Below are 26,785 nucleotides of genomic sequence, written 5' to 3'. Positions count from 1 at the left end.
TTTCTTTTTTTTATGGTAAAATTTTTATAGTATATGAAAAAAATAGGTATCATTGGAGCTGGAGCAAGTGGTCTCTACGCTGCAATTAATTTAAAAAATGAAAATAATGATGTAACTATCTTAGAGAAAAATAATGAAATTGGCAAGAAAATTCTCATGACAGGTAATGGCAGATGCAATATCACCAATGCCAAATTTTATGATGAATTTTTAGAAAATATAGTAGGTAATCAAAAGTTTTTATTTTCTTCATTTAATAACCATGATAACTACGCAACCATGGAATTTTATGAAAGTAATGGCTTAGTCTTAGTCACTGAAGAAAATGAGAGAGTTTTTCCCAAATCTCAAAAATCCAGAGACGTAATCAAGTTTTTTGAAAAACAGATTATAGTAAAAAATATAAAACTTGTGACAAATACAAGGGTAGAAAAGATTCTTAAAAAAGAAAAGTTTCTAGTAAAAACTTCTAGCAAAGATTATGATTTTGATGTAGTAATAATAGCTACTGGTGGCCTCTCTTATCCAAATACTGGATCAAATGGAGATGGCTACAAATTTGCCAAAGATTTTGGCCATAAAATAAGTAAAACTTATCCGTCTTTAGTACCAGTTTTCTTTAAAGACAAGGACTTATCAAATATAAAAGCCCTATCTTTAGAAAATACTGGCATAAAAATAGTAACTGACAAGGGGACATTTACAGAATTTGGTTCAATTTTACTTACTAAAAACTTCATTTCAGGCCCTGAGGTATTAAAAATATCTTCATTTGTAGTAGATAAAAAGGTTAAAGAAATAACACTCGATTTATCTACAGAAAATAAGGAAGATCTAGATAAGCTTTTAGTAGACTTATTTGATAAAAATCCTAACAAAGATATTTCAAACATCTTAAATGAAGTAATCCCTAACGCCTTGGTAGAGGTTGTTTTAAATAGGTCTAGGATAGCGCGAGATAAAAAAGCAAACCAAATTACAAAAAAAGAACGATTTATCCTTATAGACAATATAAAAAACTTTAGCCTAGAACTTGATAAATTTGGCGGCTTTAATACCGCAGTCATTACCAAGGGTGGGATAGAAGTTGACCAGATAAATCCCAAAACTATGGAATCAAAACTAGTAAAAGATTTATATTTTATAGGGGAAGTTTTAGATATAGACGCTCTAACCGGCGGCTTTAATTTACAACTAGCGTTTACAACAGCATTTGCTGCAGTAAGCGCAATAAAGGAGAGCATATGACATATATAATTGCCATAGATGGCCCAAGTGGATCGGGAAAGTCTACTATTTCAAATAAATTGGCCCAAATACTAAATATAGAATACTTAAACACAGGAGCTATGTATAGGGCTGCTACGTTCTATTTTTTAGAAAATGGCTTAAATCAAGAATCAAAAGAAAATGAGATTTTAAGTGCCTTAGATAAAATTAACATTGATTTTATAGACAATGAAATCTATCTAAATGGAAAAAATATAGAAAATGAAATAAGGACTGACCTTATTACTAAAAATGTATCTTGGGTTTCTGCAAATGGTAAAGTCCGTGAAAGGCTAGTTGATATGCAAAGAGATATAGCTAGTAAAAAGTCCTTTGTACTAGATGGCAGAGATATAGGAACAGTAGTATTTCCTAATGCTAAGTATAAATTTTACCTAACAGCCAATGCTAGGCAGAGGGCCATGAGAAGATTTGATCAACACGAGTCAAATTTATCAGTAGATGAAATAGAAAAAGCAATCATTGCCCGCGACCAATACGACTCTACGCGTGAGATCTCACCCTTAAAAAAGGCAGCAGATGCCATAGAAATAGATAATTCAAATCTAAATATTGACCAGACTATTGAACTTATTTTAAAAAATATGGATAAAGAAGATGTTGTATAGAATTTTAAAATTTATAGCAACTATTTTTATTTGGCCAATCTTTAGGTTAAGGGTAGTAGGAAGAGAAAATATTCCACAAAATGAGGGATATATCTTGTGTGCCAACCATAAGTCCAATCTGGATCCGATATTTTTAGCAATAGCTTTTAATCCAAGCATCAGCTTTATGGCAAAAAAGGAGCTATTTGAAAATGGTTTTTTGGCTGGACTTTTAAATGCCATTGGTGTTTTTCCAGTAGATCGTGAAGGCAGAGATCTAGCCAGCCTAAAAAACTCCATAAAACTGTTAAAAGAAGAAAATATCCTAGGTATATTTCCAGAAGGAACTAGGACCCATGATATAAATAGAGAAAATATGAAAGATGGGGTGGCCTATATTGCTCTAAAAGCAAAAAAAGATATATTGCCAGTAGAGATTGTTTCATCTTATAAACCTTTTAGAAAAACGTATATTTATATAAACGAACCAATTGATGTCGATAAATATCTAAATATGAAATCAAAAGATGCAATGGTAAAAATGTCTGATGAAATATTTAATAGTATTTATAAAAGACAATTAGCATAAAAAAGAAAGAAGCTTATGGAAATTATAATAGCAGAAAATTCTGGATTTTGCTTTGGAGTTAAAAGGTCAGTTGACCTAGCTCATGAAGCTTTAGCCAGTGATAGAGAAAAATATACAGTAGGTCCGTTGATTCATAATCCTCAGTTAGTAGAAAAATTAGAAAATCATGGGCTAAAAGTATTAACAAAAGAAGAAGCCCTTAAAATTAAGGACTCATTAATAGTAATCCGCGCCCATGGGGAAAGTGCAGAGTTTAAAGAAGCGCTTTTAAAAAATGGCAACGAAATCCTGGATGCAACTTGTCCAGTGCTCGGAAATATTTATAAAAAAATCGTAGCCAAAGAAAATGATGGTTACCAAGTAATTATTGTTGGAGATTCTAAACATCCTGAGATAATTGCTATGGACTCTTATTTAAAAAATGGTATAATAGTTAGTGATGAGACTGAAGCAAAAAATATTAAAAGTGAAAAACCTCTATATGTAGTTAGTCAAACTACAAATAGAGCTGATTTTTACTATGATATTGCAAATACGCTCAAAGAAAAAAATGGTAGTGTTGTGATAGAAAACACAATCTGCAATGCAACAAAACTAAGACAGAAATCAGCAGCAGACTTGGCTAAAGAGGTTGATTGTATGATTGTAGTTGGTGGTTTTAATAGTTCTAATACTAACAAGCTATATCAAGTAGTGAGTTTGTATAACAAAAATGTTTATAGGATTGAAACTGTTAAAGATCTACCTTTGCAAAAGCTCTCGGAATTTAAAAAAATTGGAATAATCGCAGGTGCATCCACACCTGATGAGATTATTGAGGAGGTAGTTAGTAAAATGGACGAATTTACAAAAGAAGATTTTATGAATAGTCTTGAAGATAGTTTAAAGAAAATCTATCCTAAAGATGTTATCAATGGAACAGTTATCGATGTGAAAGATGATGAGGTTTTTGTTGATATTCAATACCGTTCAGATGGTATCATAAAACTAGATGAAATGACAGAAGAAGAAAAAGAAAATCCTAAAGAACATTTTGAAGTAGGAAATGACCTTGATGTTTATGTTATCAAACTAGATGATGGCGAAGGTAACGTTGCTCTATCAACAAGAAGAGTTCAAGGAATGAAAGCTTGGAAAGACCTTGCTGAAAAATTCGAAAACGAAGAATTAGTAGAAGGTAAAGTAACAGGCTTTAACAAAGGTGGACTTACAGTTGAAGTTGAAGGAGTAAGCGGTTTTATACCAGCAAGCCAAATTGCAACATACTTTGTTAAAAACTTCAAAAAATTCGTTGGTGAAACTTGGGAATTAAAAATAGTTTCTATTGACGAAAGAAAAAATAGATTAGTTTTATCTCGTAAAGATGTTCTTGAAGAAGAACTTGACGAAAGATGGGATGAACTTGAAGAAGGCCAAGTACTAGAAGGTGAAGTTGCAAGACTAACAGACTTTGGTGCTTTCGTAGAAGTAAATGGTCTTGATGGTTTACTACACGTATCAGACATTGCATGGACAAGAGTAGAAGTTCCATCTGATGTACTAAACGTTGGTGATACTATCGAAGTTAAAATCTTAAAATTAAACAAAGAAAAAAATAGAATTTCTCTAGGACGTAAACAACTTCTAGATAAACCATTTGATTCATTTGTAAATGCTCACGAAGTTGGCGATGTTGTAACAGGTAAAGTAGTAAACCTACTAGACTTTGGTGCATTCGTTGAAGTGGCAGATGGTGTAGAAGGATTAGTACACGTTTCTGAAATTTCTTGGGATCACGTTGAAAAACCATCTGATGAATTAAACGTTGGAGATGAAATCCAAGTTAAAATTATTTCATTAGACAATGAAGAAGAAAAAATCGGTCTTTCAATCAAACAACTTGAAGAAGCTCCAGAAAGACCTGAAAGAAAACCAAGACGTGAAAGAAGAGAAAATACTAATAACAATAGACAAAGAAGAAGACCAGAAAGAGCATCACAAGGTAACTTTAGCTCAGATGCTGACCTAAACAACAACCTTGGTAACCTATTAGAACAAGCTTTATTTGAACAAGGTGGCTCATCTGATCTTATCTCTGAAGATTCAGAAGTTGATAATGTAATCGATGATTTCGATACAGCTGAAACTACAGAAGAAGCTGTATACAACGAAGAATTAGCTAGTGATGATGTTGTTACTCTTGATGAAGAAGAAACATTAGAAGAGCCAGCTGATGAAATCGATGATGTCGATGAAAACGAAGAAGAAATAGAATATTAATCTATAAATAAAAAATTAAAGAAGGTGATTTCGATCATCTTCTTTTTTAGGTGAGGATATAATGGAAACTTTACAAAAAGAAAAATACAAAGATTATTTTAAGGGCAAGACCTACAATATAACAACCTTTGGCTGCCAAATGAATGAACATGACTCAGAACGTATATCTTATATATTAGAAGATTTAGGCTATACCTATACAAATGAGAGAGAAGAAGCAGATTTTATTATTTTTAATACTTGTCTAGTAAGGGAAAATGCAGAATTAAAACTTTACGGTCAAGTTTCATCACTAAAAAGATTAAAAAGAGAACATCCAGAAAAAATTATTTCTGTTTGTGGATGCATGATGCAAACTACAGAAGCCCGTCAAGTTATAATTGATAAACACCCTGAAGTAGATATTGTATTTGGAACTAAAAATATAAATTCGCTAGGCGATTTGATTTTTAGATATTTAGAAACAGAAGAAAGAGTCATAGATGTATCTACAGATGATGTAAAAGATGACTTTGAAAAATACAATTCCACCAACAATTTCCAAGCCTATGTAAATATTATGCGTGGTTGTGATAATTATTGTACATATTGTATTGTACCAGAATCTAGAGGGCGAGAAGAATCTAGACGTCCATATTCAATTATAGAAGAAGTAGAATATCTCGTTTCTCAAGGCTTTAAAGAATTTACCTTGCTAGGACAAAACGTAAACTCTTATGGAAATAATACTGACTATGACTTTACTTTCCCAGAGCTTTTAGCAAGAGTTGCAAAAATTCCTGGAGTAAAAAGATTAAGATTTACATCAAGCCATCCAAAAGACTTATCAGATGAGCTTATAGAAGTAATGCGTGATAATGACAATATTTGTAATTACTTCCACCTACCAATGCAATCTGGATCAAATGATGTGCTTAAAAAGATGAATAGGCATTATACAATTGAAAAATACCTAGAAAGAGCAAATAAATTAAAAGAAGAAATCCCAGGCATAGCTTTATCTACAGACATAATAGTAGGATTCCCAACAGAAACAGAAGAAGATTTTCAAAAAACTGTAGAAGCTTGCAAAAAAGTTGGGTTTGACTCAGCCTATACCTTCAAATATTCTCCAAGACCAAAAACAGTTGCAGCCAAATATCCAACAATTGATGATGATATAGTTCAAGATAGGTTCCAAAGACTATTAGATGAATTATATCCAATGTTTAATGAAAAAAATGCTGAGTATGTAGGAAAAACCGTAGAAGTTTTATTAGAATCAGAATCGAAAAACAACCCTGAAATCCTAACAGGTAGGACAGACACCTTTAAACTTGTCCATGTAAAGGCACCAAAAGAGTTAATAGGTGAATTTGTAAAAGTTAAAATCACAGATCACACATCATTCACTATATCAGGAGACTTGGTAAAATAATTATCAAATCAATTATGGATAATATCAACTATTTATTATCCTTTTAAAAAAAAGTTATAAGTGATATCATTTTTCTGTTAAGAGAAAAGAGGCGATAAATGAGAGATGTATTAGTAAAAGCCAAAGCAAAAATGGGAAAAATCCCAGATAAGGACCTATATGTTGCCTTGGCTAATGAAAGTGACATTGACAAAAAAATTGATATTCTTTCAAAAGCTTATCCTAGAATAGATAATAGGAAAGACAAAAAAGCCTTAGAAGCAGATAATTTCAAATGGATGCTCGATGAACTTAAAAGCATTGATTACTTTTTACATGGTTTAGAAAGTGACTTTTATAACCTATATTTTTCAAAATATGAAATACTATTTTTACAAGAAATTATAGAAGCACTTATAAATCACAACTATAAAAGAAATCTTGTTAGATTTAAAGCAAATCCTCTATCAAAGAATTTTATCTTAAATGAGGATATGGACCTAGAATCTTTCATAAATGCTAATAAGTCTAGCAGATATTATAGAACCTTGCTTCCATATTTAAATGAAAACATGGAAGCAAGTTCCCTAATATTTTTATCTTCAAATGCTTTAATCAAATTTTATTATCGTAGTTTATTAAAACTTGCCAAAAAATTTAATAGAAAAGAACGTAAGCAAATTGAAAAATTTATAGGTGAAGAAATTAACCTATTAAATTTTGAAATGCTTTACCGATTAAAGTCTTATTACGATCTAAATGAGAGCGATATTTTTAATTATTTAATTGAAGGTGGGAATACTTTTAATGGCTCAAGGCTAAAAGAATTATCCCTTTTACCACTGGAAGACTTTATAAAAAGAATGAGTAATAGTAAATATAAAAATATATTTGATGACTATGCTCATACTCATAGACAAGTTCGCAATAGGGAACTCAAACTTTATTATGGTGAAATAACCAAACAAGATTGTGACATTCTTTATGTGATTTCTGCTATGAATATAATGTTTATCAGTGGAGAAAATATAGATGCGCTTTTGGAAGTAGATGAAAGTTTTACAGTTGATGAAGCAATGGAATATCTAATAGTGAGGTAGTAATGGCAGTAGAAAAAATGTACCTGGTTAATATGATATCCGATAAGAAAAACTTGGATGGTTTTTTGGAAGATGTAATCAAAATTGGTGATATAGAACCACTTGATGCCTTTAACCAAATAACTAACAGGACTTTTAACATTACAGCTAGTGCTGAAAATGTTGGAATAACAGAGGATATCAATAAATTATCAGGTTTTAGTAGAGATGATAATGGATATATAGCAAAATTACAAGAATTAAAAGATTCTCTAAATATTGCAGATAATCCAACAACTGGCGAAATTGTTGATCAAAAAAGAGTTGAAGAGCTATATCAGAGGCTAAAGACTCTTTTAGACAAAAAAGCAGAATTAGAAGAAAAAACTAAGCAACTTGAAACCTATAAGAAAAATATAGATAAGTTAAAAAGATATGATATAGATATAGAAAAAATTCAAAATCTTAAATATTTTGATTATAGGTATGGAGTAGTAACAGAAGATGGACGTTTTATTCTTAAAAACAATTATGACAATATTCCATCTTTAATTATCCACTTGGATGATAATGTTGATCGTGCTAGCTTAAATGCCCTTAACGAAATATATGCTATAGACGAAGCAACTGCTAATCTAAGAGAAAAAACAGACGAAGTTCTTGAAAATGAAAGAGAAAATACTAGAAATGTTTCACTAAAACTCGACCAAGAATATAGTGAAAAAACTACAACAGAATCTAATAGAATTTATAATGATATTATGCAAAATGCTCAAGAACGTTCTAACAATATTAATGCAGATTATCAATCAAGAATTAATAATATGGATAAAGTTTATAGCAAATATAAAGATGAAGTTGTTAATAAAGTAGTCGACTTTTTAGTTGATACTGAAAGTTAGACAAAGGAAGATATTAATGGCAGATAATCAAAAATTTAATGGTGTTAGATTATCAAATGGATCTGATTATCTACTTATTAACTCAGAAAATAATAATTACTTGAATGCAGAAGTTTTAGAAGATGAAAATCTAACTAAAACTCAAAAGCAAAATAATAATCAAAATCCAGAATTTGATAATAGCGATTTATTTGATAAACATCAATACTTGATGATTTATCCAAAAAAAGTTAATAAGGACCTATCAAGGACAATAAATACCTTAGGTTTTGTAGATAGTTCTATTCCAAAAACTTTTAATTTAACAGATATTGAAAATCAAATAGAAGAAAGCAAAAAAGAACTTTTAAATTTAGATGATGAAATAAATGATTTAAAAGATTCTTATAAAGATGTTATTGATTCTCTCTCTTATAATCTTTCTTATAGAGAAAAGGCTATTGACTATGAAAACAGTCTTGCCTTAGGGGATAAATATTTTTATTTCTCAGCTTTAGTAAAAGAAAATGATATGAAAAAGATGGAAAATCTTGAAGAAAAATATGATGACACAAGATTAGTAGCCACAGAATCTAAAGTAGAGAAAAAGAAAAAGCCTAAAAAAGATAATGATTCTCCTAAAAATATCGAAGAAAGTTATTTACTTGTTTATCCAGAAAAGGTTAAAAAGGATGTATCTCGTTCTATAAACACAATGGGATTTGTAGATAATGAGATTCCTGCTAATGTGAATATTTCAAATATTGAAAGAGAATATACAAAAGCTAATGACGATCTTTTAAGCATTAACCGAGAAATTGAGGCTATCAATACTCAATATGGAGATGTAATAAATAATTTATCTTATTCTTTAGATCATGCTAAAAAATCTGAAGAGCTTAAAAGTAATATGGCCCAAGGGGATGAGTATTTTTACTTATCAGGCTGGGTACCAGAATCAGAAGTTAATAAATTTAAAAGTCTAGAAAATAAATATGAAAATACAATTCTTACGACAAAAGATGATGAATCAGTAGATCAAGAGCCACCAACAAGATTAAAAAATAATAAAGTATTTAGACCATTTGAATTTTTAGTAAATATGTATGGGGCTCCAAACTATGATGAGATTGACCCAACTCCATTTTTTGCAATCACTTACTTACTCCTTTATGGTCTAATGTTTGGTGATTTGGGACAAGGTCTGGTATTCATAGCTATAGGTATTTGGCTATCTAAGAAAAATAAAGTTTTTGGTGGCCTTATAAAAAGAATAGGTCTGTCAGCTTCATTCTTTGGACTAATGTATGGATCATTTTTTGGCCGAGAAGATATAATACCGGCTCTACTTATAAAACCATTTGATAATATAATGACTGTTTTAATAGCATCAGTTGCCTTTGGTGTTGGTCTTATGGTTATATCTTATATCATTGGTATTTATAATAAGGTTTCAAAACAACATAATATAGAAGAAGGTATCTTTGGTAAAGAAGGACTTGCAGGACTTATGATGATGTTATCATTTATCGTAATTGTCCTAAATATAGTAAAAATAAGTCCAATCCCAATGCCAGTTGGTGTTATTTTACTAGTAGCATCCATAGTAATGATGGTATTTAAGCAACCTATAGCAAGAAAAATTGAAGGGAACAAGCGTCTTTACGATCAAGGCAAAGGCGATTACTATGTAGAAAGTTCATTTTCTATTATAGAAGCACTTCTTTCAGTTTTTTCAAACCTAGTATCATTTACAAGGGTAGGAGCCTTTGCTATAAACCACGTTGGTTTATATATGGCCTTTGAAGTAATGGCTAAGCTTGCGGGCGGAGGCATAATTGGTTTTATAATTCTTATCTTAGGTAATGTTTTAATTATCGGCCTTGAAGGAATGATTGTATTTATCCAAGGTTTAAGACTAGAATTTTATGAAATGTTTAGCAAGTATTATGAAGGTAATGGTCGCCTATTTAGACCACTTAGTAGTAAAGAATCAAATAATTAGTCAGAAAGGGAAAAAATATGATAAAAAACATCGGATTATTAGCATTAGCAGTAGTAGTTATTACAATTTATTCAGGAATTTACTTATTAAAAACAAATGATGACCCATCAAAAGATAAAATTAAAAAAGCACTTAAAATAAACTTATTTACTTTCGTGCCACTTATGGCAATGATAGTTGTATTACTTTTACCAGCAAACGCAAAAGCAGCTGCAACAGAAGCTGCAGCAGCTACATCAGCAACAAGTGCTGAAGGGTTAAAATATATTGGTGCTGCTTTATCAACAGGTCTTGCAACAATTGGTACAGGTTATGCAGTAGGTACAGTAGGATCTGCAGCACTTGGAGCAATCTCAGAAGACCAATCAATCCTAGGACGTACAATCATCTTCGTAGGTCTAGCTGAAGGTATTGCTATCTTTGGTGTTATCATCTCAATCCTAATCTTATACGCATAAAATGAAGGCAAAAATACTAACTAATGACCCAAGTCTTATTGTAATGTTTAGACTTGGGTCTATTGAAGGGAACTTAGTCACTAACCCTGATGAGGCAGAAAATACTTTTAAGGCTTCTTTAAGAGAAGATGACCTTGCAGTTTTAATTTTAACTACAACTATAAATACATGGATTGAAGAAGAAGTTAAGGCTCACAGGGAAAGTGAAAATGCTCCTTTAATTGTAGTCATTGATGGTTAATAGGAGGTAATATGCTTGATATAAACCAAAAACTAAGAACCTTTAGAACAATGGTTTGGGATGAAGAAAAAGCAATAAGTGAAAATGAATTATACAATTCTACAAATGTAAATAGTGAACAAATTGAAGATAAAAAAGCAAGTCTTGAAAAAGAGCTAGAAAAAACTTTAGATAACCGTAAAAGTTTTGCAACTATACGTGGTAATGAACGTGTTTCTAAACTGGAAGAAGAACAAAAAACAAATTTTTATGCTCATAAGGAACTCTTATTAAATGATTTAGTAGGAGAAGTAAAGGCTAAGCTATTAGATTATACAAAAACAGATGAATATAAAAAAGTTTTACCAGAGCAAATAAACAAAGCTTTAAATGAACTAGGTGAAGATACCGATAAATTTGAAGTTTTAGTAAAAGAAAGTGATAAAAACTTAGTAAACTTTAATAATGTAGGTACTTTGGATGATAAATATATTGGTGGATTTATCTTAAAAGCAAAGGATGGATCTTTCCAATACAATCAAACCTACCTAAAAAAAATTGAGGAAAAACAATACGATATAGGAAAAACATTATACAATCTGTTTGAAAGTGAGAGTTTTAATGAATCCAACAATTAAAACAATAAATGGACCAGTAGTTGTAGCAAAAAATGCCAGCTCACTTAAAATTCGTGAGATGGTTTCTGTTGGAAATCTTAAACTTATTGGTGAAGTTATCTCAGTAGAAGGAGATTTTGCAACCATTCAGGTTTATGAAGATACTTCAGGTCTTGCTGCAAATGAAGAAATAATAGCAACAGGTAGACCACTGTCAGTAAGACTTGGACCTGGCCTACTTAAAAATATGTTTGATGGTATAGAAAGACCTCTAGAAAAAATCATGGATGAAAATGGGGCCTTTATTCCATCTGGTATAGGTTTTGAAAACCTTGATGAAGAAAAAGACTGGGATGTAGATATAAAAGTTACTATTGGTGATACTTTAAATGTAGGTGATATCTATGCAACTATTATGGAAACAATAACTATTGAACATAGACTAATGAGTTCAGTAGCTGGAGAAGTTACAGAAGTAAAACCTTCAGGAACTTATAAACTAGAAGATACAATAGTAAAAGTAGCAACAAAAGATGGGGAAGAAGAGTTAAAACTTTACCAATACTGGCCAGTTAGAAATCCACGTCCAGTAAAAAAAGTAAGACCCCTCGAACTTTTATTAAGTACTGGTCAAAGAGTCCTTGATGTATTTTTCCCAGTAGCAAAGGGTGGTACAGTAGCTATTCCTGGTGGATTTGGTACTGGAAAAACCATGCTTCAACACCAATTTGCTCAATATGCAGATGCTGATATTATTATCTACATCGGTTGTGGTGAACGTGGTAACGAGATGACTCAAGTACTAGAAGAATTCCCAGAACTTATTGACCCAAATACAGGATATGGTTTGATGGAAAGAACAATCCTTATTGCAAATACATCAAACATGCCAGTAGCTGCCCGTGAAGCATCAATTTATACAGGTATTACAATTGCAGAATACTTTAGAGATATGGGTTATCATGTAGCTTTAATGGCTGACTCCACATCTAGATGGGCAGAAGCACTACGTGAAATTTCAGGTCGTTTGGAAGAAATCCCAGCAGAAGAAGGATATCCAGCATATCTTGGATCAAGACTTTCACAATTTTACGAAAGATCAGGATATTTTACAAACTTAAATGGCTCTGAAGGCTCAGTTACCTTGATAGGTGCTGTATCACCATCTGGTGGGGACTTCTCAGAACCAGTTACAGAAAATACCAGAAGAGCAGTAAATGTATTTTTAGGACTAGATAGAAAATTAGCTTATTCACGTCACTATCCAGCTATCAACTGGTTGACTTCATATTCAAATTATGTTGATACAATGAGACCTTTCTACCAAGAAAAAACTGGTGAAGATATCATAGCAGTTCGTAATGAACTAATGAATGTATTGCTTCAAGAAGATGAAATCCAATCTATTTTAATGCTAGTAGGTAAGGATGCCCTATCAGATGAGCAAAGAAACATCTTAGATGTTTCAGAACTAATCAGAGTAGGATTTTTACAACAAAATGCTTACAATGATACTGACAAGTATGTACCACTTGAAAAACAAATTAAAATGTTAAATACTATAAGAAATTATTATTACAGGTCAGCTGAAGCTATCAAAAACGGTGTGCCATATAACAAGTTATATGATCCAGAGCTTATAAATGATATAACTCAAATGAAATATAACATAAAAAATGATGAACTAGATAAATTTACAGTTTTAAATAGCAAGTTAGAATCACATTTCTTAGGACTAAAGGGAGGAGAATATTAATGCGTAAAGAATATACAAAAGTAAAAAGAATAGAATCCTCCATCATTGAAATAGAAAATGTAGCAGATGTAACTTATAATGCCGTAGTTTCTGTCCACGCCCTAGGTATGGATTTTGTTGGCCAAGTTGTAAAAATTGATGATGATACAATCTCTATAGAAGTTTTTGGAAATACCCAAGACTTTTCATTAGACGATATAGTAATTTCTTTTGAAGAAAAACCACTTGCCATTCCTTTAAATGAAAAAATCTTAGGACGTACCTTTGACGGACTTGCTCGACCAATTGACAATGGTGGAGAAATATATGCAGAAAAAACTTATCCAGTAGAAGGGGAACCACTAAACCCAGTTGCTCGTGAATATCCAAGAGACTTTATTCAAACAGGAATTTCTGCTATCGATACTCTTACAACCCTTATCCGTGGTCAAAAACTTCCAATATTCTCAGGCTACGGTCTAACTCATAACCAAATAGCTGCTCAAATTGTTAGACAAGCAAAACTTAAAACAGATGAAGACTTTGCCTTTGTATTTGCAGCAATGGGTATTAAAAAAGATGAAGCCATGTTTTTTGAGGATGCTTTTAACAAAGCAGGTGTACGTGATAAGGTAGTAATGTATCAAAACCTTGCCGATAGCCCAATTATGGAAAGACTTATAGCTCCAAAATGTGCTCTAACAGCTGCAGAATATCTAGCATATGAAAAAGGCTACCACGTTTTAGTTATAATTACTGATATGACTTCATATTCAGAAGCCTTACGTGAAGTTTCATCTATTAGGCAAGAAGTTCCTTCTCGTAAGGGTTATCCAGGATACTTATATTCTGACCTAGCTACATTATATGAAAGAGCTGGTATGATTCGTGGAACAAATGGATCTGTAACACTTATTCCTATTTTAACAATGCCAAATGATGATATAACTCACCCAGTTCCTGACTTAACTGGTTATATTACAGAAGGACAAATTGTAATTGATAGGGGATTATTTAACAAGGGAATCTATCCACCAATAAATGTACTTCCATCACTTTCTCGTCTTATGAAAGATGGTATTGGTGAAGGATATACTAGAGCTGATCATGAAGATTTGATGAACCAAATTTATGAATCATATTCTCACGTAGGAGAAGTAAGAAATATTGCTCAAATCGTCGGGGAAGATGATCTATCAGATATTGATAAAAAATACCTAGAATTTGGTGAAGCCTTTGAGCAAAGATTTTTATCCCAAGACCCTACTGAAAATAGGGAACTTGATGAAAGCTTGGATTTAGGTTGGGAAATATTAAATATCCTACCTAGAACAGAACTTCACAGGGTAAGCCCAGAAAATCTTGATAAATTCATAGGTAATTAAAGATGGAAATTAAATCAACTGCTCCTACCAAGGCAAATTTAATTGCAGCCAAAGACCACCTTAAACTTTTAAGAGGTGGTTTAGATATTTTAGATAAATCAAGAAAAGCACTAATTCAGGCTCATGATGGCAAAATAAAACAAAGAGATGAGTTAAATAATGAAGTAAATGATACAATAGCAAAGGTTAGTCAAAACTTTAAGCATGCTATGGTAACTATGGGTGAGTCAAAACTTGATGATATTTCAAGGATAGTTCCTGTAGATAATAGTATAAGCTTAAAAGAAGATGAGTTTATGCAAACCAAGGTTTATGACATAGACTTTAAACCAGCCAAGCTAAATCTATCTTATTCTTTTTATGAAACAAATGAATCTTTTGATGTAGCAGTGCTATCATTTAATGAGCTTAAAGATAAAATTTATAAATTAGCTGAGCTTGATACTACAATTAATAACCTTGATAGGCAAATAAAAAAGACTAGTAAAAAAGTAAATTCTCTAGAAAAAGTACAAATACCAAAAACTGAAGAAAGAATCAAAATTATATCATCTTTAATTGAAGAAAAAGAAAGAGAAGAATTCTCAAAAACTAAGATGGTTAAAGATAAAAAAGTTAGAGAAGAAAAAAACACCGACAATTAATTTGCGGTGTTTTTAATTTCTCTTTTTTTAGAAGAACGAAGTTTGTTTGGATCAATCACTTTTATTGTTTCATAATCAATAACATCGTCATCCTTATAAGATTTTTGCATAGATGCTGATAAGGCAAGTCCAACCATTACTAAACATATTAATTGGAAAGTACCTCCAGCTGATAAAAATGGTAGGGGAATACCTGTTACTGGCATAAGCCCAATAGTCATACCAATATTTTCAAATATATGGATAAAAAGCATAGCAGCAATACCTGTTACCATAAGAGATATAAAGGTATTATTTGATTTTTTTGATATTCTAACAAGTCTTAAGATTATTATTGAAAAAAGTATTATTAAAAATATTGCCCCAATAAATCCTAATTCCTCAGCTAAAACTGAAAATATAAAGTCTGTTTCTTTTTCTGGTACATAACCATATTGAGATTGGGTACCATTTAGATATCCACGACCATTTAGCATACCAGATCCAATTGCAATTAACCCTTGTTGTTGTTGCCAGTTAGAACCAGAAGTATCTCTTGCAGGATTTAAGAAGTTTTCTATCCTATCAGCTCTATAACCAGAAAGGTTTGTTAAAACTAAGAATCCTACTGTTATTCCTCCAACTGCAAAAAGAGCTATCCATTTCCAAGATAGACCTGCAACAAAGAGCATGGCAGCTATAAAAAATAAATAAACCATGGAAGTACCAAAGTCTGGTTGTAAAAGTATAAGTAAAACTGGAACTCCTACAAAAACTAAGGCTCCTATTAATTTTTTTGGCTCATTTATCTGATATTTATACTTATCTAGGTAAGCTGCAAAAGAAAATATAAGTCCTACTTTTACAAACTCAGATGGTTGAAAGGAAAAAGAACCTATGTAAACCCAAGATTTGGCACCCCATTCATCAAGGCCTCGCCCAAAAATAAGAGTAAGTACTAAAAGACCAATTCCAAATCCATATATCCACTTATAAAACTTTTTTAAGACATCAAGATCCATAGTACAAAGTATAGCTATAAGTACAAAACCTAATAAAGTAGATATAATTTGTGTCTTAACCTCACCAAAATCTCCACCATAGGCTGAGTATAGAATCACTAAGCCGTAGATACTAATCAATATTGTTGAAATCAATAAGATTAGGTCCAATTCTTTCAAATTTTTCTTTTTAATATTAAACATTCAATCACTCCATATCTAATACTAGATTATACCATTTTAAATAAATATGATAAATAAAAACAGAAAAAATAGTATAGTAATAGCAGAGGTTAGGTGATAATATTTTAAGTAAAAATGAAATAAAAGAGGTTTTAAATATTTTAGCTAGCATGTATGAAGATCCCAGCAAAGATTTATTGCATTTTCAAACACCCTTTGAAGCTCTTATAGCTACTATGCTATCAGCTCAAAGTACTGATGTAAGAGTAAATGCAGTCACTAGTAAACTTTTTAAAGTTGCTAACACACCAAAAGACTTTGCTGATATGGATATAAAAGAGCTAGAAAATTGGATAAAATCTATAGGAATATATAAAAATAAAGCAAAAAATATAAAGGCTACAAGTAAAATTTTATTAGAAGATTATAACGGTAATGTACCAAAAGTAAAATCTGAGCTTATAAAATTGCCAGGAGTTGGAAATAAAACAGCAAATGTAGTTTTGGCAAACGCCTTTGATATTCCAGCTTTTGCAGTTGATACCCATGTATTTCGTGTATCAAATAGGCTAGGCCTTGCAGATGCAAAAAATGTTAGCCAAACAGAAGCCCAGCTTACAAAAAATGTGCCAGAAGATGAGTGGAATATTACTCACAAAAGGCTTATAACCCACGGCAGAGCACTTTGTAAAGCCCGTGGCCCACATTGTGAAGAATGTGATTTGAATAAGTTATGTTTGTATTACAGGAGAGAGAATGATTAAACTTTTTGCAATTGATATGGATGGAACTCTTTTAAATAGTGAAGATAAGATAAGTCCATCTACTAATGAAGCAATAAAAAACTTAAATAAAGCTGGGGTGAAAACAGTTTTAACAAGTGGTAGAGTAATGTCTTCTTTAATAATCAATAGTAAAATTCTTGGGATAGATAATCCAATGGTCGCTAACAATGGAGCCTTAATAAAACTAGATAGTAAGGAATCTCTATCTGAATATCCTTTAGAAGATGTACACATTAAAGAATTAATAGAATTTTGTGAAGATCATAAATTTATTTTCCACTTTTATGATGAAGACACTTTCTATTCAAATAGGCTTGATGAAGATAGGCTTAAACATCTAAAACTAGATAATGATTATGGTCTAAATTATCAATGCAATATTTCCATTACAGAAGATCCCTACAAATACTTAAAAGAAAAGGGCAAACCTGCCTATAAAATTCTGATAGGTTGTTTAAATAGTCATCCCTATGGGGAAGAAAAGGCTGTAGAGATTATAAAAGAAGCCTTTGCCGATAAACTTTATGTTACATCTTCAGGCCCGGGCGCCATAGAAATAATGGAGCCTCATGTAAATAAATGGGAAGGTATAAAAATTTTAGCTGACCATCTTGGTATAAAATCAGATGAAATTGCAGCTATTGGTGATTCTTACAACGACTTACCTATGGTAGAAAATGCTCACTTAGGCTTTGCTATGGGTAATGGTAATGAAAAAATAAAAGAAGTTGCAAATCATGTAGTAGCTGATAATAATTCTACTGGCATCAAGCAAGCAGCTGATATTATTTTAAAATACAATAAGGAAAATTCAAGTGTTTAATATAGTATTAATAGCCCCAGAATATCCAGGAAATGTTGGAAATATTGGTAGGACATGTGTCTTAACAGAATCTAACTTACATTTAGTAAGACCTTTTAAATTTGATTTTTCTGATAAGGCCTTAAAAAAATCTGGAATTGATTATTGGGATAAGGTAAATTTAACTATCCATGATAGTATGGATGAATTTTTAGCATATATAGCAGATAAAAACTTTTATCTAGTAGAGACAGGCACAGAAACCAAATACTCTGACATTGATTTTAAAGATGATGACTTTTTAATATTTGGCAGGGAAAAAGAGGGAATTGACCCTGATATTTTAGAAAAATTTAAAGAAAAAATTATAACTATACCTATGACTAAAAAAATTGATAGGTCACTAAACCTAGCCAATTCAGTAAATATAGTTTTATATGAAGCCTTAAGGCAAAATAATTTTAATTTTTAGGAGAGAATAAATGTACGATATTATTATTTTAGGAGCAGGTCCAGCAGGACTTACCGCAGGACTTTATGCAGGAAGATCAAAACTAAAAACACTTATAATTGAAAAAAATATACCAGGAGGACAAATTGCTACAACAGCCTTTGTAGATAACTATCCAGGTTCTATGGAAGATGCAACAGGTATGGGTTTATCAGATAGGATGTATGAGCAAGCCAAAGAATACTGTGAATTTTTAACCACAAATGTAACCAGCGTTGAGCTAGAAGGTGAAGTTAAAAAAGTTCATACTGATGATGGTAAAACAATCGAAGCAAAGGTAATAATTATATCAACTGGTGCTGCGCACAGAAAACTTGAAGTACCAGGTGAAAGTGAATTTGCAAATATGGGCGTATCCTACTGTGCAACCTGTGATGGACCATTTTATAACGGTCTAGATATCTATGTTGTAGGTGGTGGAGATAGTGCTGTAGAAGAAGCAATTTATCTTACAAAATTTGGTAGATCTGTAACTATTATTCACAGACGTGATGAATTTAGAGCAAGCCAAATAGTTGTAGATAAGGCTAAGGCCAATGAAAAGATAAAATTCGAACTAGACTCCGTTGTAAATGAAATAAAAGGAGATAAAGAAACTACCTCTCTTATAGTAGAAAATGTAAAAACTGGTGAAATAAAAGAGCTAAAAAGTGATGACAATAGTCCAATTGGGGTATTTATATTTGTAGGATATATCCCACAAACAGATATATTCAAAGATAAGATTGACATGAATTATGGGTATATAGTTACTGATGACGATATGAAAACAAATATCGAAGGAGTTTTTGCCGTAGGCGACAACCGTGAAAAATCTGTTAGACAAATGGTAACAGCAGCAGGAGATGGCTGTATAGCGGCAGTAGTAGCAAATAGATATTTAGAAGGACAAGTCTGGTAAACTCTTGACAATATACTATTACTCAGTAAAATATTGTTGTAAAAACTTTTAGGAAGAATATAGGAGGAAATAATGACAACTAGAGTTGCAATCAATGGATTCGGTAGAATCGGTCGTCTTACACTTAGAAGAATTTCTGAAGTTGAAGATGATATCCAAGTAGTAGCAATTAATGACCTTATTGATAAAGATGGTCTTGCTTATGCTTTCAAATATGATACAGCACAAGGAAGATTTACTGGAGATTTTGAGCAAACAGAAGATGGCTTTAAAGTAAATGGCCAAGAAATCAAAATCTTTGCAGAAAGAAATCCAGAAGACCTACCATGGGGAGACCTTGATGTAGATGTTGTACTAGAATGTACAGGATTCTTTACAGAAAAAGAAAAAGCAGAAGCTCACTTAAAAGCAGGAGCTAAAAAAGTTTTAATTTCAGCACCAGGTAAAGGTGATATGAAAACTATCGTTTATGGTGTAAACCATGAAATACTTGATGGTTCTGAAACAGTAGTATCAGCAGCAAGCTGTACAACAAACTGCTTAGCACCAATGGTAAACGTACTTGTAAAAGAATTTGGATTTGTAACAGGACAAATGTCTACAATCCACGCATATACAGCAACACAAGCTATCCAAGATACACCAGCTTCTAAAAAAGACCTTAGAGGTGGACGTGCAGCTGCTCAAAATACAATTCCAGCTTCAACAGGAGCTGCAAAAGCAGTAGGTAAAGTACTTCCAGAAGTAGAAGGTAAAATTGATGGTACAGCTTTAAGAGTACCAGTTATTACAGGTTCTATTACAGAACTTTACTCAGTACTTGAGAAAAAAGTAACTGAAGAAGAAGTAAATGAAGCAATGAAAAAATACTCATCTGATGCATTTGCTTACGAAACAGAAGATATTGTTTCAAGTGACATCATTGGTTACCCTGCAGGATCAGTATTTGATTCACAACTTACAAAAGTTGTAGAAAATGGAGACAGCCAATTAGTTAAAACAGTTGCTTGGTACGATAACGAAGCAGGATACGTATCTAACTTAGTTAGAACATTAGACTATTTAGCTAAACTTTAAGAGATAGAAAAGGGCAGGGATATTTATCTCTTGCCCTTTTTATTATTGGAGTGGATTATGAATAAACAAACGTTAAAAGACTTAGATGTTAAAGGAAAAAAAGTTTTAGTTAGAGTTGACTTTAACGTTCCTTTATCAAAAGAAGATAGAAGTAGGATTGCAGATGACTCAAGAATAAAGGCAGCCCTACCTACCATAGATTATTTACTAGAAAATGGAGCAAAAGTTATTCTTATAAGCCATTTAGGTAGACCAAAAGGTGAATCAAACCCAGAATTTTCTTTAAAACCAGTTGCTAACTGGTTAGCTGATAAATATGGCGATAAATTCGAATTTTTACCAGCTGATGAGGTGGTAAATGATGAAATTAAAGAAAAAGTTAGTGAGCTTAATGAAGGTGAGTTAGCACTATTAGAAAATACTAGATATGTAGCAGGTGAAACTAAAAATGATGAAGAATTTGCAAAAGAACTCGCATCTCTTGCTGACTTATATATAAATGATGCCTTTGGTACAAGCCACAGAGCTCATGCATCAAATGTAGGTGTTGCAAGTATTTTACCTTCCGCAGTTGGATTTTTAATTGAAAAAGAGATAGATGTAATGGGTAAGGCTTTAGAAAATCCAGAACATCCTTTTGTATCAATTTTAGGTGGAGCAAAAGTATCTGATAAAATCGGCGTAATTGAAAACTTAATTACAAAAGTAGATACAATTCTTATCGGTGGAGGAATGGCTTATACATTCTTAAAAGCTCAAGGTAAAGAAATAGGTAAATCTTTACTTGAAGAAGATAAAATGGACCTCGCATTAGAATTACTTGATAGAGCAAAAGAAAATGGAGTTGAAATATTACTACCAGAAGATGTAGTAATAGCTGATGATATTGCTCCAGGTGTTGAGACTGAAATAGTAGATATTGATAGTATACCAGTTGATAAAGAAGCCCTAGATATTGGACCAAAGACAGCAGAAAAATATGCTGAAAAAATCAAAGCTGCAAAAACAGTTGTTTGGAATGGGCCAATGGGAGTATTTGAAATTAAAGAATTTTCAAACGGAACTAATAAAGTAGCCAATGCACTAGCAGAAGCTGATGCAACAACAATTGTTGGTGGTGGTGACTCAGCACTTGCAATAGAAATGGCAGATTTAAAAGATAAAATAACTCACGTATCAACCGGTGGTGGTGCAAGCCTAGAATTTTTAGAAGGCAAAGACTTACCAGGTATATCTGCAATAGAAGATAAATAAGGAGAAAAAATGCGTAAACCAGTAATAGTTGGAAACTGGAAAATGAATATGACAGTAAGCGAAGCAAAAAATTTACTTACTGAATTAAAAGAAAAAAACTTAGATTCTGAAGTAGAGGCAGGAGTTTGTACACCAGCTATAGACCTTACAGTAGCATCAAATCTTTTAGAAGGCACTGATATTGGATTTGGTGGACAAAATATGTATTTTGAAGAATCAGGAGCATTTACTGGAGAAATCTCTCCAACTATGCTTAAAGATATTGGAGCAAAATACGTTATATTGGGTCACTCTGAACGTCGTGACATCTTTGGGGAAGATGATGAATTAATAAATAAAAAAGTTTTATCAGCCCTTGACCATGATTTAGTTCCTATCCTTTGCTGTGGTGAATCTTTAGAAGAAAGAGAAGCTAATAAGCAAGAAGAAAAAGTAAAATCTCAATTAGAAGCTGACCTAAAAGATGTAAGTGAAGATGATATTAAAGAAGTAATCATAGCTTACGAACCAATCTGGGCAATAGGAACAGGCAAGACTGCTAGTGCAGAAGATGCTGATGCCATGTGTGGATACATTAGAAATCTAATAGCTGATTTATACTCAAAAGAAGCTGCAGATGCAGTTCGTATCCAATACGGTGGATCTGTAAAACCAGCAAATGTAAAAGAACTAATGGCAAAAGAAAATATTGACGGAGCTTTAGTAGGTGGAGCTAGCCTTAAAGCAGATGATTTTGAAGCCTTAGTAAACCATAGAAAATAGTTAGTTAATATTAAAATAAAGGAGAATTAATAATGAGCTTAATTACAAGTGTATACGCAAGACAAATCCTTGACTCAAGAGGGAATCCAACAGTAGAAGTTGAAGTAGAAACAGAATTAGGTGGTTACGGCCGTGCATCAGTACCAAGCGGTGCATCAACAGGTGAATGGGAAGCAGTAGAGCTTCGTGATGGAGACAAAGACTACTACCTAGGAAAATCAGTTCTAAAAGCAGTTGAAAATGTAAATGAAAAAATTGCTGATGAATTAGTTCTAGTTTATGATGTAACAGACCAAGTTGGTATTGATACAAGAATGATTGAACTAGATGGTACAGAAAATAAAGGAAACCTAGGTGCAAATGCTATCCTTGGTGTATCTCTAGCAGTAGCGAAAGCAGCAGCAGATGAGCTAGGACTTCCATTATATGCATACCTTGGTGGACCAAACGCAAAACTTTTACCAACACCAATGATGAATATCTTAAATGGTGGGGAACATGCTGATAACTCAGTAGATATCCAAGAATTTATGATATTCCCATTAGGTGCAGATAGCTTTGCTCACGCACTACAAATAGGTACAGAAGTATTCCACAACCTAAAAAATGTACTAAAAGAAAAAGGCTACAACACAGCAGTAGGTGATGAAGGTGGATTTGCACCAAACCTAAAATCAAATGAAGAAGCCCTAGAAATTATCGTAGAAGCTATTAAAAAAGCAGGATATGAGCCAGGTAAAGATGTTTATATAGCAATGGATGCAGCAGCAAGTGAATTCTACAACAAAGAAGATGGCAAATACCACCTAGAAGGCGAAGGCACAGTTTATAGCGAAGAAGAAATGATAGACTGGCTAGAAAACCTTGTAGATAAATACCCAATTATCTCAATCGAAGATGGACTAGATGAAAACGACTGGGAAGGATGGGCAAAACTTACCGAAAGACTTGGTGATAGGGTTCAAATCGTAGGTGATGACCTATTTGTTACAAACACAGAAAAACTTGAAAAAGGTATCAAAGAAAATGTTGGTAACTCCATCCTTGTAAAAGTTAACCAAATCGGTTCTCTAACAGAAACACTAAATGCAATAGAAATGGCAAAAGAAGCTGGATATTCAGCAGTAGTTTCTCACAGATCCGGTGAAACAGAAGATGTTACTATCGCTGACTTAGTAGTAGCAGTAAATGCTGGACAAATCAAAACAGGTGCTCCATCAAGAACAGACAGAGTTGCAAAATATAATCAACTATTAAGAATTGAAGATGAACTTTGGGAAAATGCAGAATTTAAAGGATTAAAAGCATTTTACAACCTAAAAGATAGATTTAACGACTAATTAATTATAAAAAGTAGGGGAAATATTTCCCCTATTTTTTAATTAAATATTATTTGGGTATCATATTACTAGCTTAATCTATAAACTAAATTGCCAAAAGATGCTTACTGTGGTATCATATAGAATGATGAAAACGGAGGTGTCTAGATGGAAAATTTCTTTGCAGTTATATTAATGCTTGCATCACTAATTATTGTAGTTGGTGTTACTATGCAAGATCCAAAAACTGACGGACTAGGAACACTAACTGGCCAAGAAACAAACGTATTTGGTAGAAGTGCTCATAGAACTAAAAATGAAATGTTAGATAAAGTTGTAATTGCTGGAGGAGTATTACTTTTCTTAGGAAGTATCATAATGCTAGCAGTTATGTAAGGGGCTACAGATAGACTTTAAGCTATCTAGCCTCTTTTTTTATAGAAAAGGATAAGATATGAATCTAAAAGAACTAATTTTAAACATAGTTAATGACGAAAACTATGAAGTAATGACAATTAAAGAACTTGAAAATTACTTACAAGTTGACAAATACACTAGAAATGCAGTTTATGAAGCTTTAAAAGAACTAGAAAAAGAAAATAAACTTCGCATCTCCCACAAAAAAAGAATAATGCCACTTACTGAAGAGGAAAAATCCTTAATAGGAGAAATTTCTCTTGCCCAAGCAGGTTATGGATTTTTTATTTCTGATAATAAGGACTTTAAAGATGTCTATATATCAAAAGAAAATCTAAACAAGGCCTTTGATGGGGACAAGGTAAAAATAGAAATTATAAAACCAGCTGAAAAAGGCAAAAATGCTGAGGGAAAAGTTATTGAAATCATTAAACGTGGCAATACCAAAGTAGTAGGAACCTTTCAAGAATCTAAGGGCTTTGGTTTTGTAGTCCCTGATAATAAGTCCATTGGCCAAGATATCTATATAGATAAAAAACTTGCTAAAAAAGCTAAAAATAAGGATAAGGTAGTAGCAGAGATAATAAATTTTCCTAAAAAAGGTAAGCCTGAAGGAAGAATAATTGATATAATCGGTCATAAAAATGATAAGAATGTAGATATATACTCTCTAGCTGCCCAACACGGCATCCCTTATTTATTTTCTAAAGAAACTAAAAAAGAAGTCTTATATATAAATAAGGAAGTAAAAGAAGATGAATTAGAAGGACGTACTGACTTTAGAGATTTATTTACAGTTACAATCGATGGTAGAGATTCAAAGGACTTTGATGATGCTATATCAATTGATAAAAATGGGGACAATTACGATTTGTATGTCCATATAGCAGATGTTTCTCATTATGTAAAAAGAGGAACAGCTATAGACCATGATGCCTATGATAGGGGGAATTCAACTTATTTATATAATGTAGTCATTCCCATGCTACCAAAAGAGCTATCAAATGGTATCTGCTCGCTAAATCCAAATGTAGATAGGCTTGCGGTATCCTTAAAGATGACTATCGATAAAAAAGGAAAAGTAATTGCCAATGACTTTTATAAATCAGTTATAAATTCTGACCATAGATTAGTCTATGATGATGTAAATAAATTTATAGATGATAATGATAATTCAGTCTATGAAGATGACTTATTAAAAGAAAAACTTAGCCTATTTAATGAACTTCATAAAATTTTAAGAGCCAAAAGAGAAGATAGGGGAGCTATCGACTTTGATTTTACGGAAAGTCAGATAGATGTAACAGATGATGGTAAAGTATTAAATATTTCTATTCACGAACGTGGATCAGGAAATAAAATGATAGAAGAATTTATGCTAGCAGCCAACGAAACAGTAGCAACATTATTTGGCTACATGGACTTTCCTTTTATATATAGGATTCACGAAAAACCATCGAAAGAAAAACTAGATGGATTTAAACAAGCCCTAAATGCAATGGGTTATAATATCCGAGGCAATGAGCTGCACTCAAAAGATTTTCAAAGAATCCTTGAAGAAGTTGAAGGTGAAAGCGAAGCAAATGTAATTAATTTACTGATGCTTCGTACCATGCAAAAAGCAAAATATAGTAAAAAACGTGATATCCACTTTGGGCTTTCTACAGAGTTTTACACCCACTTTACAAGTCCTATTCGTAGGTATCCAGACTTAATTGTCCATAGACTTTTAAAATCTTATATAGAAAATAGATTAAATAAATTAAATCAAACTAGCCTTGAAAATAGCCTAGATAAATCTAGTGAACACTTATCTATGACAGAAAGAAGGTCAGAGGATACAGAACGTGATGTAGAAGATTTAATGAAATGTAAATACACGCGTAGGTTTATAGGTGATGAATTTACTGGTACAATATCATCTGTAACTGATTTTGGAATGTTCATTGAACTTGATAACACTGTTGAGGGTTTATTTATGTATAAGTTCTCACCAGATAGATTTGAATACCAAGAAGAAAGCTTAAAAGCAATAAATACAGATAATCATAAAGTATATGCGATAGGTGATGAGGTAAAAATTAGAGTATTAAATGTAGATATTTATCAAAGAAATATCGACTTTGATTTATTGGAGGAAAATGAAACAGTTAGCCAGCAACAAGAAAGCCTTTCATGATTACTTCATAGAAAAAAAATATGAAGCAGGCATAGAACTTAAAGGCAGTGAAGTAAAAAGTATCAAACAAGGAAAAGTAAGTATAAAAGAAAGTTTTATAGGCGATAGAAATGGAGAGATGTATATCTATGGCATGCATGTGACTCCTTTTAAAGAAGCCTATGACCAAACAATAGACCCAACTAGGACAAGAAAACTTTTATTACACAAAAAAGAAATAGATACACTAATAGGTAAGAAAACGCAGGATGGTTATACCATAGTTCCTTTAAGTGTATATGAAAGAGATGGCCTAGTAAAAATACAAATAGCCCTAGCCAAAGGTAAAAAACAATACGATAAGCGTGAAACTATTAAAAGAAAAGAAGCAGATCGTAGGATAGACAGGGCCCTAAAAAATTATTAAGTAGTCGACCATAACTATGGTCGATTTTTATTTTAATTTAAAATAAAATAAAAAAATGGTATAA

Annotated in this window: 26 protein-coding genes; 25 read left to right on the top strand and 1 reads right to left on the bottom strand. The window is 32.1% G+C overall.

The window, feature by feature from the left end; genetic code table 11:
- The first annotated feature begins 33 nt into the window (after positions 1-33).
- The 14 genes from ACCQ40_RS06035 to ACCQ40_RS05970 all read left to right on the top strand — a co-directional run bounded on the left by ACCQ40_RS06035 (position 34) and on the right by ACCQ40_RS05970 (position 15,145).
- Positions 34-1,248: a BaiN/RdsA family NAD(P)/FAD-dependent oxidoreductase gene (locus tag ACCQ40_RS06035; protein WP_410033022.1), complete on the top strand. Its 1,215-nt coding sequence runs from the start codon at positions 34-36 to the stop codon at positions 1,246-1,248.
- The gene (cmk, locus tag ACCQ40_RS06030; protein ID WP_410033021.1) at positions 1,245-1,898 is read left to right on the top strand and encodes a (d)CMP kinase; all 654 of its coding nucleotides are present in this window, start codon (positions 1,245-1,247) and stop codon (positions 1,896-1,898) included. The genes ACCQ40_RS06035 and cmk overlap by 4 nt, the downstream gene beginning before the upstream one ends.
- Positions 1,888-2,466, top strand: coding sequence for a lysophospholipid acyltransferase family protein (locus ACCQ40_RS06025; RefSeq protein WP_410033020.1), 579 nt, complete (start codon positions 1,888-1,890; stop codon positions 2,464-2,466). Before cmk ends, ACCQ40_RS06025 begins: the two co-directional genes overlap by 11 nt.
- Before the next feature lie 15 nt (positions 2,467-2,481).
- Entirely contained in the window at positions 2,482-4,725 is a 2,244-nt protein-coding gene (locus tag ACCQ40_RS06020; RefSeq protein WP_410033019.1) for a bifunctional 4-hydroxy-3-methylbut-2-enyl diphosphate reductase/30S ribosomal protein S1, read from the top strand.
- Between the two features lie 61 nt (positions 4,726-4,786).
- Entirely contained in the window at positions 4,787-6,142 is a 1,356-nt protein-coding gene (gene miaB / locus ACCQ40_RS06015) for a tRNA (N6-isopentenyl adenosine(37)-C2)-methylthiotransferase MiaB (RefSeq protein WP_410033018.1), read from the top strand.
- 98 nt (positions 6,143-6,240) lie between these two features.
- On the top strand, positions 6,241-7,221 hold the full coding sequence (locus tag ACCQ40_RS06010; RefSeq protein ID WP_394011417.1) for a V-type ATPase subunit: 981 nt from the start codon (positions 6,241-6,243) through the stop codon (positions 7,219-7,221).
- Positions 7,222-7,223: 2 nt separating this feature from the next.
- Positions 7,224-8,102 (top strand): V-type ATP synthase subunit I domain-containing protein, encoded by an 879-nt coding sequence (locus ACCQ40_RS06005; RefSeq protein ID WP_410033017.1) that lies wholly within the window; start codon positions 7,224-7,226, stop codon positions 8,100-8,102.
- Positions 8,103-8,118: 16 nt separating this feature from the next.
- Positions 8,119-10,086, top strand: coding sequence for a V-type ATP synthase subunit I (locus tag ACCQ40_RS06000; protein ID WP_410033016.1), 1,968 nt, complete (start codon positions 8,119-8,121; stop codon positions 10,084-10,086).
- Between the two features lie 17 nt (positions 10,087-10,103).
- Positions 10,104-10,544 carry an ATP synthase subunit C gene (locus ACCQ40_RS05995; protein ID WP_410033015.1) on the top strand — a complete coding sequence of 147 codons (441 nt, stop codon included), beginning with the start codon at positions 10,104-10,106 and terminating at the stop codon, positions 10,542-10,544.
- 1 nt (position 10,545) lies between these two features.
- Entirely contained in the window at positions 10,546-10,785 is a 240-nt protein-coding gene (locus ACCQ40_RS05990; RefSeq protein ID WP_394011421.1) for a V-type ATP synthase subunit F, read from the top strand.
- A gap of 11 nt (positions 10,786-10,796) precedes the next feature.
- Positions 10,797-11,402 carry an ATPase gene (locus ACCQ40_RS05985; protein WP_410033014.1) on the top strand — a complete coding sequence of 202 codons (606 nt, stop codon included), beginning with the start codon at positions 10,797-10,799 and terminating at the stop codon, positions 11,400-11,402.
- Entirely contained in the window at positions 11,386-13,137 is a 1,752-nt protein-coding gene (locus tag ACCQ40_RS05980; protein ID WP_410033013.1) for a V-type ATP synthase subunit A, read from the top strand. Before ACCQ40_RS05985 ends, ACCQ40_RS05980 begins: the two co-directional genes overlap by 17 nt.
- Positions 13,137-14,501, top strand: coding sequence for a V-type ATP synthase subunit B (locus ACCQ40_RS05975; RefSeq protein ID WP_394011424.1), 1,365 nt, complete (start codon positions 13,137-13,139; stop codon positions 14,499-14,501). Before ACCQ40_RS05980 ends, ACCQ40_RS05975 begins: the two co-directional genes overlap by 1 nt.
- 2 nt (positions 14,502-14,503) lie before the next feature.
- Positions 14,504-15,145 (top strand): V-type ATP synthase subunit D, encoded by a 642-nt coding sequence (locus tag ACCQ40_RS05970; protein WP_394011425.1) that lies wholly within the window; start codon positions 14,504-14,506, stop codon positions 15,143-15,145.
- Here the strand turns inward: ACCQ40_RS05970 and rodA are convergent.
- Positions 15,142-16,329: a rod shape-determining protein RodA gene (gene rodA, locus ACCQ40_RS05965; RefSeq protein ID WP_394011426.1), complete on the bottom strand. Its 1,188-nt coding sequence runs from the start codon at positions 16,327-16,329 to the stop codon at positions 15,142-15,144. The two genes, ACCQ40_RS05970 and rodA, sit on opposite strands and share 4 nt — an antisense overlap.
- A 101-nt stretch (positions 16,330-16,430) precedes the next feature.
- Here rodA and nth point away from each other — a divergent pair, with 101 nt between their 5' ends.
- From nth to smpB, 11 genes are all read left to right on the top strand, one after another.
- Positions 16,431-17,072 (top strand): endonuclease III, encoded by a 642-nt coding sequence (gene nth / locus ACCQ40_RS05960; protein ID WP_394012222.1) that lies wholly within the window; start codon positions 16,431-16,433, stop codon positions 17,070-17,072.
- On the top strand, positions 17,065-17,916 hold the full coding sequence (locus ACCQ40_RS05955; RefSeq protein WP_394011427.1) for a Cof-type HAD-IIB family hydrolase: 852 nt from the start codon (positions 17,065-17,067) through the stop codon (positions 17,914-17,916). The genes nth and ACCQ40_RS05955 overlap by 8 nt, the downstream gene beginning before the upstream one ends.
- Positions 17,909-18,367, top strand: coding sequence for a tRNA (cytidine(34)-2'-O)-methyltransferase (locus tag ACCQ40_RS05950; protein WP_394011428.1), 459 nt, complete (start codon positions 17,909-17,911; stop codon positions 18,365-18,367). The genes ACCQ40_RS05955 and ACCQ40_RS05950 overlap by 8 nt, the downstream gene beginning before the upstream one ends.
- 10 nt (positions 18,368-18,377) lie before the next feature.
- Positions 18,378-19,307 carry a thioredoxin-disulfide reductase gene (gene trxB / locus ACCQ40_RS05945; RefSeq protein ID WP_394011429.1) on the top strand — a complete coding sequence of 310 codons (930 nt, stop codon included), beginning with the start codon at positions 18,378-18,380 and terminating at the stop codon, positions 19,305-19,307.
- 72 nt (positions 19,308-19,379) lie between these two features.
- The gene (gene gap, locus ACCQ40_RS05940; protein ID WP_394011430.1) at positions 19,380-20,384 is read left to right on the top strand and encodes a type I glyceraldehyde-3-phosphate dehydrogenase; all 1,005 of its coding nucleotides are present in this window, start codon (positions 19,380-19,382) and stop codon (positions 20,382-20,384) included.
- 57 nt (positions 20,385-20,441) lie between these two features.
- Positions 20,442-21,638 carry a phosphoglycerate kinase gene (locus ACCQ40_RS05935; protein WP_410033012.1) on the top strand — a complete coding sequence of 399 codons (1,197 nt, stop codon included), beginning with the start codon at positions 20,442-20,444 and terminating at the stop codon, positions 21,636-21,638.
- A gap of 9 nt (positions 21,639-21,647) precedes the next feature.
- The gene (gene tpiA / locus ACCQ40_RS05930) at positions 21,648-22,400 is read left to right on the top strand and encodes a triose-phosphate isomerase (protein WP_410033011.1); all 753 of its coding nucleotides are present in this window, start codon (positions 21,648-21,650) and stop codon (positions 22,398-22,400) included.
- Between the two features lie 32 nt (positions 22,401-22,432).
- Positions 22,433-23,740: a phosphopyruvate hydratase gene (gene eno / locus ACCQ40_RS05925; protein WP_410033010.1), complete on the top strand. Its 1,308-nt coding sequence runs from the start codon at positions 22,433-22,435 to the stop codon at positions 23,738-23,740.
- Between the two features lie 147 nt (positions 23,741-23,887).
- Positions 23,888-24,115 (top strand): preprotein translocase subunit SecG, encoded by a 228-nt coding sequence (gene secG, locus ACCQ40_RS05920; RefSeq protein ID WP_410024678.1) that lies wholly within the window; start codon positions 23,888-23,890, stop codon positions 24,113-24,115.
- Between the two features lie 58 nt (positions 24,116-24,173).
- Positions 24,174-26,315, top strand: a complete 2,142-nt coding sequence (rnr, locus tag ACCQ40_RS05915) for a ribonuclease R (protein WP_410033009.1) — start codon at positions 24,174-24,176, stop codon at positions 26,313-26,315.
- The gene (gene smpB / locus ACCQ40_RS05910; protein WP_410033008.1) at positions 26,278-26,721 is read left to right on the top strand and encodes an SsrA-binding protein SmpB; all 444 of its coding nucleotides are present in this window, start codon (positions 26,278-26,280) and stop codon (positions 26,719-26,721) included. The genes rnr and smpB overlap by 38 nt, the downstream gene beginning before the upstream one ends.
- The last annotated feature ends 64 nt before the right edge of the window (positions 26,722-26,785 follow it).

Source organism: Anaerococcus cruorum (assembly GCF_046365495.1).
GTDB classification, from domain to species: domain Bacteria; phylum Bacillota; class Clostridia; order Tissierellales; family Peptoniphilaceae; genus Anaerococcus; species Anaerococcus cruorum.
Note: the sequence above shows the minus strand (reverse complement) of the source record. Positions and strands in the feature narration are given on the sequence as shown.

Excerpts from the sequence above, each read along its gene's own strand:
- eno (WP_410033010.1), top strand. The coding sequence starts at position 22,433 with ATGAGCTTAATTACAAGTGTATACGCAAGACAAATCCTTGACTCAAGA.
- cmk (WP_410033021.1), top strand. The coding sequence starts at position 1,245 with ATGACATATATAATTGCCATAGATGGCCCAAGTGGATCGGGAAAGTCT.
- ACCQ40_RS06010 (WP_394011417.1), top strand. The coding sequence starts at position 6,241 with ATGAGAGATGTATTAGTAAAAGCCAAAGCAAAAATGGGAAAAATCCCA.
- secG (WP_410024678.1), top strand. The coding sequence starts at position 23,888 with ATGGAAAATTTCTTTGCAGTTATATTAATGCTTGCATCACTAATTATT.
- ACCQ40_RS06000 (WP_410033016.1), top strand. The coding sequence starts at position 8,119 with ATGGCAGATAATCAAAAATTTAATGGTGTTAGATTATCAAATGGATCT.
- ACCQ40_RS05995 (WP_410033015.1), top strand. The coding sequence starts at position 10,104 with ATGATAAAAAACATCGGATTATTAGCATTAGCAGTAGTAGTTATTACA.
- ACCQ40_RS05980 (WP_410033013.1), top strand. The coding sequence starts at position 11,386 with ATGAATCCAACAATTAAAACAATAAATGGACCAGTAGTTGTAGCAAAA.
- ACCQ40_RS06005 (WP_410033017.1), top strand. The coding sequence starts at position 7,224 with ATGGCAGTAGAAAAAATGTACCTGGTTAATATGATATCCGATAAGAAA.
- ACCQ40_RS06020 (WP_410033019.1), top strand. The coding sequence starts at position 2,482 with ATGGAAATTATAATAGCAGAAAATTCTGGATTTTGCTTTGGAGTTAAA.
- ACCQ40_RS05975 (WP_394011424.1), top strand. The coding sequence starts at position 13,137 with ATGCGTAAAGAATATACAAAAGTAAAAAGAATAGAATCCTCCATCATT.
- miaB (WP_410033018.1), top strand. The coding sequence starts at position 4,787 with ATGGAAACTTTACAAAAAGAAAAATACAAAGATTATTTTAAGGGCAAG.
- rnr (WP_410033009.1), top strand. The coding sequence starts at position 24,174 with ATGAATCTAAAAGAACTAATTTTAAACATAGTTAATGACGAAAACTAT.
- ACCQ40_RS05970 (WP_394011425.1), top strand. The coding sequence starts at position 14,504 with ATGGAAATTAAATCAACTGCTCCTACCAAGGCAAATTTAATTGCAGCC.
- ACCQ40_RS06035 (WP_410033022.1), top strand. The coding sequence starts at position 34 with ATGAAAAAAATAGGTATCATTGGAGCTGGAGCAAGTGGTCTCTACGCT.
- ACCQ40_RS05990 (WP_394011421.1), top strand. The coding sequence starts at position 10,546 with ATGAAGGCAAAAATACTAACTAATGACCCAAGTCTTATTGTAATGTTT.
- ACCQ40_RS05935 (WP_410033012.1), top strand. The coding sequence starts at position 20,442 with ATGAATAAACAAACGTTAAAAGACTTAGATGTTAAAGGAAAAAAAGTT.
- tpiA (WP_410033011.1), top strand. The coding sequence starts at position 21,648 with ATGCGTAAACCAGTAATAGTTGGAAACTGGAAAATGAATATGACAGTA.
- ACCQ40_RS05955 (WP_394011427.1), top strand. The coding sequence starts at position 17,065 with ATGATTAAACTTTTTGCAATTGATATGGATGGAACTCTTTTAAATAGT.
- ACCQ40_RS05985 (WP_410033014.1), top strand. The coding sequence starts at position 10,797 with ATGCTTGATATAAACCAAAAACTAAGAACCTTTAGAACAATGGTTTGG.
- rodA (WP_394011426.1), bottom strand. The coding sequence starts at position 16,329 with ATGTTTAATATTAAAAAGAAAAATTTGAAAGAATTGGACCTAATCTTA.
- gap (WP_394011430.1), top strand. The coding sequence starts at position 19,380 with ATGACAACTAGAGTTGCAATCAATGGATTCGGTAGAATCGGTCGTCTT.
- smpB (WP_410033008.1), top strand. The coding sequence starts at position 26,278 with ATGAAACAGTTAGCCAGCAACAAGAAAGCCTTTCATGATTACTTCATA.
- trxB (WP_394011429.1), top strand. The coding sequence starts at position 18,378 with ATGTACGATATTATTATTTTAGGAGCAGGTCCAGCAGGACTTACCGCA.
- ACCQ40_RS06025 (WP_410033020.1), top strand. The coding sequence starts at position 1,888 with ATGTTGTATAGAATTTTAAAATTTATAGCAACTATTTTTATTTGGCCA.